This is a genomic window from Caulobacter sp. SRI_014, assembly GCF_057586315.1.
Map to the genome: position 1 here is coordinate 271,743 of NZ_JBYCZQ010000001.1, position 12,904 is coordinate 284,646.

The window sequence follows — 12,904 nt, forward strand, 5'->3', positions numbered from 1 at the left end:
CCCTTCCGGTCCCTGACCGGCCGCGGTCCCCTACTGCTTGTCGACGGAGAAGTTGGTGCAGCCGCTGCCGCCCAGCATGTCCCCGAACAGGTTCAGGGGATCGCCCGGGTTCTTGCCTTTGTACATCCGGCCCCGGATGCCGATCATGCTGTAATTGTACGGCTGCTCGATCCATTGCACGCCGTTGAGGGTGAAGACCTGGTCGCTCTCCACCTTGCCCTCGACGCGGAAGCTGCCGGCGGCGATGTAGGGATTGTTGGGCCGCGGCCCGAAGGCGAACACCCCCGTGATCCGGCCGTCCGCATGGCCGTCCAGCGTCAGGGTCAGACGGGTCGGTCCCTGGCCGCAGACATAGACCCCCTCCCAAACCCCATCGAGCGGGTTGGCGTCGATGGCCAGGGCGGGCCCGGCCACGGCGGACATGGCGGCGACGGCGGCGAGGACGGCAAGGCGGCGCATGGAGACCTCCGGTTCGCCGCCAGCACAGCACGAGCCCCGCCGGGCGTCATCCTCGCATTGGGGGGCCCTACTTCTTGAACACCGCGAACTTGCCGCAGGTCGGCGAGAGGATGTAGCCGCCGATGTAGCGGTCGGACTTGCCCTCCACCAGATCAGCGATGACCCCGAACTTGGCCCAGTCTCCCTCCGGCTTCAGGATCCAGTCGCCGGCCGACAGATGGACCCCGCCGTCGTCCTCCAGCCAGCCGTGGACTTCAAACTCGCCGTCGGGCACCGGCTGTTGGGCGACGCCCTCATAGCTGGTTTGCCCAAAGCGCCAGGTCCCCTTCAGATCCCCGTTGGCCTCGCCGACAAGCGTCAGTCGCACGAAGGTCTTGCCGTGCCAGCAGTCATAGCCCCCCTCCCAGACTCCGGTCATCGACCGGGCATCGGCGGCGAGCGCCGACGACGCCATCATGGCGGCCATCAGGACCGTGGGGACAATCAGTCGAGCGGCGATTCGCATGGGTCACTCCGTTGGGGACCCTGCAATCGCCGCTCGTCACCTGTCTGTCTTCCTCCCAAATGGGGGGCGGCCGGCTATTGTTTTCGCGCCGCCCAGTCGGTGCAACCCGAAAGACCGGTGACCTTCCCCATCAGGGTATCCTTCCCACCCGTCGTGTCCCGATAGGCCCGGCCCTCGAGGTTGACCATGGCATAGCCCGCCGGCTGATTGATCCAGCGCACCCAGCGCAAGGTAAGGGCGCCCTCCGGCGTGATCTCGCCCTCCATGGTGAAGCTGCCGCGAGCCGCGCCCGGATTGTCGCTGCGCGGCCAGAAGGCGAAGGCGCCGGACACCTTGCCGGCCGGCGTGGCGTCGAGGGTCAGGGTCAGCCCGGTCTTGCCCTGGTTGCAGCTGTAGGCGCCCTCCCAGGTTCCGTCGAGCGGATGGTCCTGGGCGGCGGCGGGCAGGGCCTGGAAGGCGAGGATCGCGGCGAGCGCGGGGACTATGAGGCGCATGAGCAGGCTCCGACTGACGATGCCATGAGAGCGCCAACCCGCTCGCCGCGCATCCCCGGGAAAGGGGGCCGCGTTGTTGCTGCCAACCCCTGTCACCAGCCCCACTGGCCCCACGCCCGCGAGAGACCTACATTCGCCCCATGCCTTCCAAGCAAAACCTCGCGCCCCAATCTTCACTTAAGGGCGTCCAGGATGTCTCCGCCCAGTTCGTCCACGACCTGGCCAACCCGGGCTCGCCCATGCTGTGGAAGCCCCACCGCCCCTCGCGCCCGGAAAAGTCCGAGGGCGGCCGCCGCTTCAACCTCGTCGCCGACTACGAACCCGCCGGCGACCAGCCGACCGCCATCAAGGAGCTCGTCGCCGGCATCAAGGCGCGCGAGCACGACCAGGTCCTGCTCGGCGTCACCGGCTCGGGCAAGACCTTCACCATGGCCAGCATCATCGCCGAGACCCAGCGCCCGGCCCTGATCCTCGCCCCGAACAAGACCCTCGCCGCCCAGCTCTACAGCGAGTTCAAGTCCTTCTTCCCCGACAACGCCGTCGAGTATTTCGTCAGCTACTACGACTACTACCAGCCGGAAGCCTACGTCGCCCGCACCGACACCTACATCGAGAAGGACTCATCCCGGAACGAACAGATCGACCGCATGCGCCACAGCGCCACCCGGGCGATCCTCGAGCGGGACGACGTCATCGTCGTCGCCTCCGTCTCCTGCATCTACGGCATCGGCTCGGTCGAGACCTACACGGCCATGACCTTCTCCCTGTCGGTCGGCGACCGCATCGACGAGAAGCAGCTGATGGCCGACCTGGTGGCCCAGCAGTACAAGCGCAACGACGCCGCTTTCGAGCGCGGCATGTTCCGCCGCCGCGGCGACACCATCGAGATCTTCCCCGCCCACTACGAGGACCGGGCCTGGCGCATCGGCCTGTTCGGCGACGAGGTCGAGGCCATCCAGGAGTTCGACCCCCTGACCGGCAAGAAGACCGCCGACCTCGAGACGGTGAAGATCTACGCCAACAGCCACTACGTCACCCCGCGCCCGACGCTCCGCCAGGCCGTCAACCAGATCAAGGCCGAGCTCAAGCAGCGCCTCGACTGGATGGTCGCCAACGGCAAGCTCTTGGAGGCCCAGCGCCTCGAACAGCGCACCACCTTCGACATCGAGATGATCGAGGCCACCGGCTCCTGCGCCGGCATCGAGAACTACAGCCGCTACCTGACGGGCCGCCGCCCGGGCGAGCCGCCGCCGACCTTCTTCGAATACATCCCCGACAACGCCCTCCTCTTCACCGACGAGAGCCACCAGACGGTGCCGCAGATCGGCGCCATGTACAAAGGCGACTACAGCCGCAAATGGAACCTGGCGGAGTACGGCTTCCGCCTGCCCAGCTGCCTCGACAACCGCCCGCTGAAGTTCGAGGAGTGGGAGGCCATGCGGCCCCAGACGGTGCACGTCTCGGCCACCCCCGGCCCCTGGGAGATGGACAAGGCCGGCGGGGTCTTCGCCGAACAGGTGATCCGCCCCACCGGCCTGATCGACCCGCCGGTCGAGGTCCGCCCGGTCAGCAAGAACAACACCAGCCAGGTCGACGACGTCATCGCCGAGGCCCGCGAGACCGCCGAGCGCGGCTACCGCACCCTGGTCACCGTCCTGACCAAGAAGATGGCCGAGGACCTCACCGAATACATGCATGAGCAGGGCCTGCGCGTCCGCTACATGCACAGCGACGTCGACACCCTCGAACGCATCGAGATCATCCGCGACCTGCGGCTGGGCGCCTTCGACATCCTGATCGGCATCAACCTGCTGCGCGAGGGCCTCGACATCCCCGAGTGCGGCCTGGTCGCAATCCTCGACGCCGACAAGGAAGGCTTCCTGCGCTCGGAGACCAGCCTGATCCAGACCATCGGCCGCGCCGCGCGGAACGTGGACGGGAAAGTGATCCTCTACGCCGACACCATCACCGGCTCGATGGAGCGGGCCATGGGCGAGACCCAGCGCCGCCGCGAGAAGCAGCACGCCTGGAACCAGGCCAACGGCATCACCCCGGAGAGCATCAAGTCCAGCATCAAGGACATCCTGGCCAGCCCCTACGAACGCGACCACGTCCGCATCGACGCCGGCGTCGCCGAAGACGCCAAACCCTTCCTCGGCAACAACTTCCAGGCCACCCTGCGCGACCTGGAAACCCGCATGCGGGATGCTGCCAGCAACCTGGAATTCGAGACGGCGGCCCGGCTGCGGGACGAGATCAAGCGGCTGAAGCTGCTCGACCTGGAGTTCGCCAACGAGGTGATGACCGGCGCGGGCGAGTCGGTGGACGCGAGCGTGCCGAAGGCGCTGCGCAAGCAGGCGCGGGTGGAGGCGGCGGAGGCGTTTCGGAAGGGGAAGCGGTAGGGCGTCGTGCCGCTATCAGCCATGTGAGTGACTACGCCTTCCGCCAGTTTGAAGTCCCTTCCCGCGCCCCAGCGCAAAATTCGGCCATAAGTTGAGCTTTCGACCAACTCGGTCTGGTTAACCACATAACGTTGTGCTTTGATTTCCGCCTGACGGGACAGCGGCGCGTTGAGCGACGCGCAGGGGGCATGATGGCGAGGTATCTGGGGCCCGGAGCAATCGTGGGCGATCCGGACGGCGAGGGGGTCTGGACGACCGAGGTCGCGACGGCCTGGGCGGCTGAGACCGGCCTGAAGCCGCCAGCTTACATGATCGGCATCGGCGGCTTCGGCGTCACCTATCGCGCCGTCTCGGAGTCAGGCGAGCCGGTCGCCCTCAAGGAGTACTTCCCCCGCGCCTTCGCCAAGCGAGACACCCGCGGCCAGGTCGCGCCCCGCGCTGTCGAGGGCAGTGAGCGCATCTTCCAGGAGGGGCTGAAGCGCTTCCTGCTGGAAGGCCGGCTGCTGGCCGCCTTCGACCACCCGGGCATCAACCGGGTCACCGCCTCCTTCGAGTTGAACGGGACGGCCTACCACGTCTCGCCGCTGATCGAGGGCCGCGAGCAGCTGGGCGGCACCGAGACTGGCGCCGTGATCGTCGAGCGCCGGGTGACCCTGGAGCACTATCTGCGCGACGTCGAGGCGACCGAAGGCCAGCACGTCGATCTGGCCTTGCTCCGGCCGCTCCTGGAGCAACTGCTGGACGCGGTGGACTACGTCCACACCACCGGCACCGCCCTCGCCCGGGAGATCACCGGCGAGGAGATCAACATCCTGCTGCACCGGGACATCAAGCCGTCCAACATCCTCGTCGTCCCGCCCGACGAGCTGCGCGAGGCGGCGGCGGCCGATGTCCTGCGCCATTCCGATACGCGGCTGGTGCTGATCGACTTCGGCTCGGCCCGGGTGATCCGCGACAACGATGACGTCACCCGCACCATCGGCGTGGTCACCGAGGCCTTCGCCCCGCCCGAACTGAAAGACAACCAGATCGAGGCCCAGGGCGCCCATACGGACATCTACAGCCTGGCGGCGCTGATCTGGCGCGCCTTCCAGGGGCGGCCACCCAGCGGCACCGACCTGCTGGGCGGGGCGAAGCTACGGCAACTGATCCGCCCTGTCCCCGGCGACGACACCTCGGCGACCCGCGCCCCGGCCCGCTTCCTTCGGGCGGTCGATAAGGGCCTCAACCAGCAGGGCTCCAAACGTCCCCAGTCGATCGCCGAATGGCGCGCTGAGCTATTCGCCGACGGTCCGGACATCGAGGGCGAGGACGAGGACCAGCCGCCGAAGGGCCGGTCGAAAACGCTTCCGCGTCCGGTGCTGATCGGCGGCGGTGCGGGCGTGGCGGCCGCGGTCATCGGCGGCATCGTCTTCATGGTTGTTTCCTCCGGCGGCGCGGCCCTGGAAAAGCACATCATGACCCAGGCTGAGACCGCTTATCGCGATGCCCTGGCGGCCGCCCAACAGGGCGAGAGCCAGGCGCTCGAAGGCGAAAGCCAGGCCCGTAAGGCCGTCACCGAGGTGGGGCAGGTCACGCCGCTGCGGGACGAAGCGACGGCGCGGTATGAGCGCTACGAGCAGTCGCTCAAGCCGCTGGAAATCTTCCACGGCTGGAATGTCGGCAGTTCGTATTACGGTGATGTGCAGATCACGACCGGAGACTGGTGCCACCGCAAAGGGCCGAACATCAGGCCGATGTATTCCTATTCCAGCTATTACGGCATTCAGGCCGACACCGGCATCCGCAACTATGAGGGCAGATATGCCTGCGGCCCGTCGCACACCCACCTCATCGAACAGACCTTCAGCGAAACCCGCAATCCGTGGAAGGTGAGCTCTGACTATTTCGTCTACCTCGGCGAGGTCGACGAGACGCAGCAGCCCCTGGGCCTGGGCGAGATGACGTGGGCCGGGCGAACGGTCCGCGGTCGGGTGACGACCAGCGGCGGTGAGCAGACCTGGGTGGGCAACGCCTCGCCTACCCTGTTTGGCGAGACGCGCCTGTCCGGCAGCCTGACGTTCACGCCGAACGAGAGCGGAGAGGTGCCGAACTGGACGGGTGAGGAGTATACGGGCGATCGTCTACAGTTCCGCGGCCAGTCCTCCGGAGCGGTCCGGACCGGCCTGTTTGTCTTCAAGGACGGTCGTCGCGCCAGCGGCGTGTCGCGCCCCAACGACCTGATCCAGGGCCGGCTGACCCTGCCCTCCGGCGGAACCTGGACAGGGGTGTTCAGCCGCCCCGACACCACCCCGAAGGCCGACGCATTGCCCTCGAAGACCTGGGGCCGGCTGGAGGATGGCGGACGCATCTACTGGGGCCAGGTGGTCGAGGCCACGCCGAGCGGGTGTGGTGTCTGGGTCGAAGCCAACGGCCGGCGCCAGGCAGGCTACTTCGAGGGCTCGACCAAGGTTCCCGATCGCGCCGACAGCTGCCGCAACGAGTTCTACGTCGCACCGGACGCCGCCGCCACAACCCCGGCCGCCCCATGATCGCCCTCGTCTTCGCTCTCGCCGTCCTGGCGCCGCCCGAAGCTGCGGCTGACGGATTGCGCGGTGGCCCGCCCGCCGCCGCCCCGGCTGCGGTCACGCCGGCCCCGGTCGCACCGGCGTCCGTTCCGGCCCCGAACGCTGACCCAAAAGCCGCGGCCGGCAAACCGCCGCCGGCCACCCCGCAGAACGGTCCCGCGGTTGCGGCAAAGGACCCGGCCCCAGCCGGCAAGAAGACAGCGTCGCCGCCGGTTCCCAGGCAGGACCCTTGCAGCGGACCGGGCGGCGAGGCTCGGCCGGGATGCGAACGACCGGCCGTCCTTCAGCCCGATGCGCCCGCAACGAGGGAGGCGAAGCCCCCGATCAAGCCGCCGGAACCGTTGCCCGCTTCGGGACCAGCCTCGGAGCCGGAGGTCAAACCGGCAGCGGCGCCGACCACCAAGGCGGGCAAGTCCACGACGAACCCGGCCTGCGCGCCTGCCCCGACCTGCGCGCAAGCCCATCCGCCCTTCCTGAAGACCTATGGCCTGGCCGTGGTCGGCGGGGCGCTCCTCCTGACGGCCCTGGCCGTTTTCGCCGTGTTCCTGCGCCGCCGGCCCCTGGCCCGTGTCCCGACACCGCAGTCGGACCCGCCCACGGCCCTGCGCCGGGACCTGGCCCTGGTCGATGAAAAGGGCGGGCAACACCGGCTGGCCGGCAATCGCCTGACGCCGACGGCGACTATCGGCAAGAGTCCCACGGCGGCGTTGCTGCTGGCCTCTCCCGGCGTCGCCGACACGCATGCCCTGGTCTGGGTTCGGGACGGCCGGCTCTGGCTGCGACCGGCGCCGGGCGAGACTGTGGTGTTCAACGACCGACTGCTGACCAATGGTGCGGAAATTATCAGTTCCGGCGACCGCATCCGCCTGGGTTCAACCGAGTATTGGGTCATGATCGACTAGCGCGCCGAGGGCGCCGGGGGTTTGAATATGAAACGTTTCCTGTGTGCGGCGGCCGCCGCCGGAGTGCTCGCCTTCGCAGCGCCCGCGACCGCCCAGAAGGCCAGTATGGGCGACCTGTTTCCCAGCGTTGTCCGGGTCGGGGTGATCCATGAGGATGGCTACAGCCTGGGCTCCGGGGCCGTCGTCAGCCGCGATGCTCAGGGCAGTTTCGTGGTCACCAATTATCATGTCATCGAAGGGGCGGGGATCAACAGCATCCGGGTCCTGGCGCCGAAGGTCGGCACCACCGGCGCCAACGGCGCAGCCGAGGTCGAGGAGGTCACGGCCACCTACTGGGGCGGAGATCCGTCGTCCGACCTGGCCATCCTTTATGTGAAGAACTTCTTCCGCGAGCCCCTGACCCTGGCCACCGGCCCGGCCATCGAGGACATGCCGGTTCGCTCGATCGGCTATCCGGTCGTCAACGACATGCAGTGGCGCAAGCTGAACCGAACCCCGGCCTTGCGCGACGGCATCGTTTCGACCGTGGCAACCGCGCCCTGGTCGCCCGGCCGTCCAGCGGTTGGCCAGATCCAGCATACCGCCGATCTGGACAAGGGCATGAGCGGTGGCCCGCTTGTCGATCTGTGCGGCCGGATCATCGGCCTCAATACCGCCTACAATGCCAGCGCCAACAGCAGCTACATGGCGCTCAGCGCCTCGGACGTCATTCCCTATCTGAACAAGTCCAATCTCAACTTCAAACAGGTGGCGACCACCTGCGATCCATCCCCCAAGCCGTTGGCGCCGCCCCCGCCGCCGCCAGGACCGACCCCCGCCGAGATTGCCGCGGCCAAGGCCGCCAAGGCCCAGGCAGACCTGCTCACCTGGGGCGGCGTCGGGGCCGGCGTCGTGGCTCTGGCCGGGCTCGGCTTCCTGGCCTGGCGGTTCGGCAAGACCCGCCGCCCGCCGCCACCGCCGGCCGGCCCGCCGCACGGCCTGATCTTGCGGGGCGTCAACGAGTCTGCCGGCTTTACGCTCCTGTTCCGGTCGGAAGACATTGCCGTCGAAGGCGGGGCCGCCATCGGCCGGACGGCCACCTTCGGGTCGGCCGGCACAAGCCGCCAGCACGCCCGCTTGAGCTGGTCGCCGGACGGCGGCTTCGCTCTGCTCGATGTCGGCACAGTCAACGGCACCCGCGTCAACGGCGGCGAGATCAAGGGTCTCGGCCCTCGCCCGGTCAAGGTCGGCGACGTCATCGAGTTCGGCGCCCGCGACGCCCGCTACACTCTGGAAAGGCTCTGAAATGTCCGCTCCCGAAGATGATCCCACCCGCCCGCAGATGCCGCCGCAGCCGGGCAAACGCGCCTCGGCCGACCCGGATGCGACCAGGCCCGTCAATCCGAACGGCTTTTACGAGGACGAAGATGACGACGACGACGGCGACGAGATGACCCACGCCATTGTCGCCGGCGTCGTCAAGAGCCGCGGCAAGGGACAGGGCCCGGCGCGGATCCAGATCGAGGCTGGAAGCGGCCGCAACGGTCCTCGCATCACCTTTCCGGCCGATCCGACCAGCCAGCCGGTCTGCGCCGTGCTGTTGATCACCAAGGGGGCAGGCCAGGGCATCTGTATTCCCATCAGCCAGGGACGCAGCGCCGTGGGCCGCGGCAAGGATGCCAAGGTCCAGCTGGATCTCGGCGATAAGGCCCTGTCGGCGATGCAGTTCATCATCATCTATGACGAGGAGGACGGCAGCTTCGATCTCAAGGAAGCCGACGCCGCCTCCTCGAGCACCACCGTTGACGGGGCCAAGGTCAAGACCTCGGTCGCGCTCAAGGCCGGCAGTATCATCAAGGCGGGGATGACCGAATTCCGCTTCATCCCCTGCGTTGGTCCCGACTGGAGCTGGGCCAGCGTCCTGGCCGGCGACTGATCATGTTCGAACCGCTTTGCGACCTTGGCCGGCAACAGGCGATCGGCGACCGTCGGCAACAGGAAGACAGCATCGCCCTGTTCCCGGACGGGCCAGACGCCGGCCTGCTGGTCCTCTCGGACGGCATGGGTGGGGCGGCCGGTGGCGATGTCGCCTCGCAACTCATCGTCCAGTCGATCGTCCGTTGCTTCGATGGCCAGCACGGCCTCGACGGTCATGACAACCCGGCCCGGGTTCTCCGCGACGGGGCAAAGGTCGCCAACAAGGCCATCCGCCAGGCGGTGCGCGAGGATCCAGACCTTCAGGGCATGGGCGGCACCCTGGTGGCGGTGCTGCTCATCGAGCAGGGCTTTATGTTCCTCTCCATGGGCGACTCGCCCCTCTGGTTGATCCGCGGCGGCCAGATCAGGCGATTGAACACCAACCACTCGATCGGCGGCCTGCTCGACGCGGCGGTAGCGCGCGGCGATCTCACACGCGAGGCGGCCATGGCCCGCAAGGACCGCAACAGCATCACCTCGGTGCTGATGGGCGAACCAATCGATCAAATGCGTCGCGACGAATGCGTCGATCTAATCCGCAACCGAAAGGGCGATGTGCTGATTTTGGCCAGCGACGGCGTCGAGACCCTGTCCGAGTCCCAGATTCTCCAGCTGAGCAGGGAGACCTCCGGCGGCGCTCAGGCCTTGGCCGACACGATCATCGCGGCGGTGGGCGCGGCCGGCCGGCCCCGTCAGGACAACGCGTCGGTGATTGTCGCGCGCTGGTGAAGCCGCCAGGTCGCGCCTGCCTTTTCCGCCCTTGGCCGACCGCCGCCGCTCACGCTAGGTTGGCCGTTCAGTGGGAGGCGTATCACATGAAGTTCCTGGGCATCCTCATCGCGGCGCTGTCGCTCACCTTCGGGGCGGCGCAGGCGGCCGAGCGGTCGGTCACCGTCACCGTTGACGGCCAGACGATCCAGGTCCCGATCCCCGAGGGCTACTGCCCGGCCACGGGCGCCTATGTCGACCGCGCCCGGACCGTGGCGTCCTACGACAAGGACAACGTGACGGTGCTGACCCTCTACGACTGCGCCACCATGACCGCCGGCGGCTCGGACATGCCGCGCTATGCCCACCTGAAGTTCCCGATCAGCGCCCGAGGCTACAGCGTGACCATCGACGACGTGCGCAACGTCTTCCCGGACACGCCGTCGGAGTTCGCCAGGATGATGGGCGAGGCGGTGGACGAAAAGGCGCTCGGAAAGGAGTTCTCCGACCTGGCCAAGGCCGACGTCCAGGTCGACGCCGGCGGCCTCAAGCCGGTCGGCGAGGACGCCACGGGCGTCTTTCTGGCCGGCGTCATGACCCTTCAGATCGATGGAACCCCGCGCCCGCTGGCCACGGCGGTCGGGGTCACGGCGGCCAAGGGCAAGATGCTGTCGTTCAACTTCTACGCCCAGGGCGACACGGTCCAGGACCTTGCCAGACAGCTGGCCGTGGCCCGCGGCGCGATCAAGGCCATGGGGGCGGCGAACCGCTAGAGCATGTCAGGCCGAACTGTACGCGGTTCGGCCGCGCGTCACGAAAAACGCCCCGGACCTTCCGGCCCGGGGCGTCAGTCTGTCAGGCCTGGAGCCCGCGCCTAGAACGGGCGCGGGGTTCCGAGCGGGGTGTCGGTCGGCGAGCGGGGGCGGTCCGGATCGACCAGATCGTCCTGGCGGTCGTCCTGGGTCCCGAACGAGCGGTCCTCGCGGGACGCGTGCAGCGCGCGTTCGCGGCTGATGTCATCGACGCTGTAGGGGCTGGCGGTGTCGTCGAAGCGGCTCCAGCCCTGCTGGCGATAGGCCTCGCCACGGGCGCCGGCGTCGACGCCGCCGTTGAGCAGCTGCTCGATGCGGCCGGCGTCCTCGTCATCGGCCCGGACGCTGACCAGGGCGCCGCCCCGGCGCACGCCCTCGGCGTAGACATTGGCCTCGTCATCGGTATGGCCGGCTTCCTTCAGGGCGCCGAGCAGGCCGCCCGTCGCGCCGCCGACCGCCGCGCCCGCCGCCGCCCCGACCAGGGTCGAGGCCAGCCAGCCGGCCGCCACCACCGGACCCAGGCCCGGAATGGCCAGCATGCCGAGACCGGCCAGCAGGCCGCCGACTCCGCCGATCACGCCGCCGGTCGTGGCGCCCTTGCCGGCCCCGTCGGCGACATCGTTCTCGCCGTCGCCGTTGGCGTCGCCCAGCGGGCCACGATCGGAAGCAAAGCTGCGGTCGCCGTCATGCCAGTTGTCGGCGTTGCTGGAGACGATGCTGATGCGGTCGTGGTCGACGCCGGCGGCCTCCAGGGACTCGACGGCCGAGACGGCCTGGACGTGGGTGTCGAAAAGGCGGGTGATGGTCCTGCTCATGATGAGCTCCTTGCACTGTACGCTGGGGGAAAACCGGCCGCGCCACGGCGGCCGGGCAGAGAGGCGGGCGCCTACATCGGCTGGACGCTGCCCTTGTAGTCGACGGTGACCGAGGTCTCCTGGCCGTCCTTCTTGGCCATGCCCATCCAGACGCCGTCCTCGCCCTGTTTCAGGTCGCTGACGTCGGTGTAGCCGGCGCTTTCGATGGCGCCCTTGGCCTGGGCCTCGGTGAAGGAGTTGGCGCCGGCGGTCGTGCCCGCATCGCCGGTCGTCGGGGTGGTGTCGACGGCGGTGTTGCGCGGCGCTTCCGAGGTGGAGACGGCGGGACCGGCGGTGTCGTCGGCCTTGGGGCCGCAGGCGGTCAGAAGAGCCGCGGCGATGGCCACGGTGGAGAGGGTCTTGAACATGGTGGTGGTGCTCCCGGATGTGGGAGGAGAAGTCCTGGGAATCCCGCTTGTTCCCGCCACGGACAAGGTTGCAGTTGGAACCCGCCTTCCCGACCGGTCACTCGGCGGTGTGGCCCTCGAAGCGGAAGGCGGCGCTGGCCGGCTGGTCGCCACCCATCACCATGAAGCCGTGGCGTCCCCAGAAATAGCCGCAGTGGCGGGCCTCCGACTGCACATAGCGGCGCGGCACGGCGATCCGGACCCAGGTGATCGGGTCGCCCGGGGCGGCCGGCTCGACGGTGGTCGGCACCGCGTCCTCGCGCTCGCGGTCGGCGCAGCGGAAGACGCGGAAAGTCACCTCGCCCTTGCTGTCCCGGATGCGCGGCAGGTCGGCGGTGTGGACGCCCAGCCGGTAGACCACCGCCGGGGCGGAAAACAGGCGGTCGCTGGTCCGGGCCGGCTCGGGGGAGCGCCGGACGATGATCTCATGCACGGGCTCGGGGGGATGGATACAGGCCCCCGCCGTCAGCCCGCCGATGGCCAGCGCCGCGATGCCCACACCCTGCAACAGTCGCCGCCGGCTGGCGTCCATCCTCGGTCTCCGGTCCCCCGCGTGAAAGCCTCGCCGGGATGGCGCCCGGCGGCAAGTGGACAAGCGGTGCAGAGATGGCGGTGGTCCCTGGCCTGAGGCCAGGGACCGGTGGCCGGCCCTCGCCCCGGAGGGTGAATCTGGGGCGGTCAGGCCGGGCCGCAGATCAAACTCCGGACCCCTGTCTTGGCTCCGTCCCAGAGGTCATTTTCTCTGTCTTGAGAATGACTTGGGAATTTATGCCCGCCGGTCGGGATTTTTCTGAAAGGCGCAGCCCTGACGTGCGGGTTAAGACCTCGTTAACCCAAA

General features: G+C 68.6%; 13 protein-coding genes. 7 read left to right on the plus strand and 6 right to left on the minus strand.

Annotated elements, in window-relative coordinates:
• Window positions 1–30: 30 nt before the first annotated feature.
• The 3 genes from AC2YG9_RS01585 to AC2YG9_RS01595 all read right to left on the minus strand — a co-directional run bounded on the left by AC2YG9_RS01585 (window position 31) and on the right by AC2YG9_RS01595 (window position 1,458).
• On the minus strand, window positions 31–459 hold the full coding sequence (locus AC2YG9_RS01585; protein ID WP_487296169.1) for a hypothetical protein: 429 nt from the start codon (window positions 457–459) through the stop codon (window positions 31–33).
• A 67-nt stretch (window positions 460–526) separates the two neighbouring features.
• On the minus strand, window positions 527–964 hold the full coding sequence (locus tag AC2YG9_RS01590) for a hypothetical protein (protein ID WP_487296170.1): 438 nt from the start codon (window positions 962–964) through the stop codon (window positions 527–529).
• Between the two features lie 74 nt (window positions 965–1,038).
• The gene (locus tag AC2YG9_RS01595) at window positions 1,039–1,458 is read right to left on the minus strand and encodes a hypothetical protein (RefSeq protein ID WP_487296171.1); all 420 of its coding nucleotides are present in this window, start codon (window positions 1,456–1,458) and stop codon (window positions 1,039–1,041) included.
• A gap of 140 nt (window positions 1,459–1,598) precedes the next feature.
• On the opposite strand from AC2YG9_RS01595, the gene uvrB reads away from it, so the two are divergent.
• The 7 genes from uvrB (at window position 1,599) to AC2YG9_RS01630 (ending at window position 10,766) form a co-directional block, all read left to right on the plus strand.
• Window positions 1,599–3,860 (plus strand): excinuclease ABC subunit UvrB, encoded by a 2,262-nt coding sequence (gene uvrB / locus AC2YG9_RS01600; protein ID WP_487296172.1) that lies wholly within the window; start codon window positions 1,599–1,601, stop codon window positions 3,858–3,860.
• A 221-nt stretch (window positions 3,861–4,081) separates the two neighbouring features.
• Window positions 4,082–6,391, plus strand: a complete 2,310-nt coding sequence (locus AC2YG9_RS01605) for a serine/threonine protein kinase (protein WP_487296173.1) — start codon at window positions 4,082–4,084, stop codon at window positions 6,389–6,391.
• A gap of 377 nt (window positions 6,392–6,768) precedes the next feature.
• A complete protein-coding gene (locus AC2YG9_RS01610; RefSeq protein WP_487296174.1) occupies window positions 6,769–7,329 on the plus strand; it encodes an FHA domain-containing protein in 561 nt (186 codons plus the stop codon).
• A 27-nt stretch (window positions 7,330–7,356) separates the two neighbouring features.
• Complete coding sequence (locus tag AC2YG9_RS01615) at window positions 7,357–8,613, plus strand: trypsin-like peptidase domain-containing protein (RefSeq protein WP_487296175.1); 1,257 nt, start codon at window positions 7,357–7,359, stop codon at window positions 8,611–8,613.
• 1 nt (window position 8,614) lies between these two features.
• Window positions 8,615–9,244 carry an FHA domain-containing protein gene (locus AC2YG9_RS01620; protein WP_487296176.1) on the plus strand — a complete coding sequence of 210 codons (630 nt, stop codon included), beginning with the start codon at window positions 8,615–8,617 and terminating at the stop codon, window positions 9,242–9,244.
• Window positions 9,245–9,246: 2 nt separating this feature from the next.
• A complete protein-coding gene (locus AC2YG9_RS01625; RefSeq protein WP_487296177.1) occupies window positions 9,247–10,014 on the plus strand; it encodes a PP2C family protein-serine/threonine phosphatase in 768 nt (255 codons plus the stop codon).
• An 86-nt stretch (window positions 10,015–10,100) separates the two neighbouring features.
• Window positions 10,101–10,766 (plus strand): hypothetical protein, encoded by a 666-nt coding sequence (locus AC2YG9_RS01630; RefSeq protein ID WP_487296178.1) that lies wholly within the window; start codon window positions 10,101–10,103, stop codon window positions 10,764–10,766.
• A 101-nt stretch (window positions 10,767–10,867) separates the two neighbouring features.
• On the opposite strand, the gene AC2YG9_RS01635 is transcribed toward AC2YG9_RS01630, so the two are convergent.
• The 3 genes from AC2YG9_RS01635 to AC2YG9_RS01645 form a co-directional block, all read right to left on the minus strand.
• Window positions 10,868–11,620 (minus strand): hypothetical protein, encoded by a 753-nt coding sequence (locus tag AC2YG9_RS01635; RefSeq protein ID WP_487296179.1) that lies wholly within the window; start codon window positions 11,618–11,620, stop codon window positions 10,868–10,870.
• A gap of 71 nt (window positions 11,621–11,691) precedes the next feature.
• A complete protein-coding gene (locus tag AC2YG9_RS01640; protein WP_487296180.1) occupies window positions 11,692–12,027 on the minus strand; it encodes a hypothetical protein in 336 nt (111 codons plus the stop codon).
• Between the two features lie 97 nt (window positions 12,028–12,124).
• Window positions 12,125–12,598 carry a hypothetical protein gene (locus AC2YG9_RS01645; protein ID WP_487296181.1) on the minus strand — a complete coding sequence of 158 codons (474 nt, stop codon included), beginning with the start codon at window positions 12,596–12,598 and terminating at the stop codon, window positions 12,125–12,127.
• Window positions 12,599–12,904 lie beyond the last annotated feature (306 nt).

What these genes read in the sequence shown, in the direction of transcription:
- AC2YG9_RS01615 (WP_487296175.1), top strand. Translation starts at nt 7,357, where the DNA reads ATGAAACGTTTCCTGTGTGCGGCGGCCGCCGCCGGAGTGCTCGCCTTC.
- uvrB (WP_487296172.1), top strand. Translation starts at nt 1,599, where the DNA reads ATGCCTTCCAAGCAAAACCTCGCGCCCCAATCTTCACTTAAGGGCGTC.
- AC2YG9_RS01630 (WP_487296178.1), top strand. Translation starts at nt 10,101, where the DNA reads ATGAAGTTCCTGGGCATCCTCATCGCGGCGCTGTCGCTCACCTTCGGG.
- AC2YG9_RS01635 (WP_487296179.1), bottom strand. Translation starts at nt 11,620, where the DNA reads ATGAGCAGGACCATCACCCGCCTTTTCGACACCCACGTCCAGGCCGTC.
- AC2YG9_RS01625 (WP_487296177.1), top strand. Translation starts at nt 9,247, where the DNA reads ATGTTCGAACCGCTTTGCGACCTTGGCCGGCAACAGGCGATCGGCGAC.
- AC2YG9_RS01595 (WP_487296171.1), bottom strand. Translation starts at nt 1,458, where the DNA reads ATGCGCCTCATAGTCCCCGCGCTCGCCGCGATCCTCGCCTTCCAGGCC.
- AC2YG9_RS01590 (WP_487296170.1), bottom strand. Translation starts at nt 964, where the DNA reads ATGCGAATCGCCGCTCGACTGATTGTCCCCACGGTCCTGATGGCCGCC.
- AC2YG9_RS01645 (WP_487296181.1), bottom strand. Translation starts at nt 12,598, where the DNA reads ATGGACGCCAGCCGGCGGCGACTGTTGCAGGGTGTGGGCATCGCGGCG.
- AC2YG9_RS01620 (WP_487296176.1), top strand. Translation starts at nt 8,615, where the DNA reads ATGTCCGCTCCCGAAGATGATCCCACCCGCCCGCAGATGCCGCCGCAG.
- AC2YG9_RS01640 (WP_487296180.1), bottom strand. Translation starts at nt 12,027, where the DNA reads ATGTTCAAGACCCTCTCCACCGTGGCCATCGCCGCGGCTCTTCTGACC.
- AC2YG9_RS01585 (WP_487296169.1), bottom strand. Translation starts at nt 459, where the DNA reads ATGCGCCGCCTTGCCGTCCTCGCCGCCGTCGCCGCCATGTCCGCCGTG.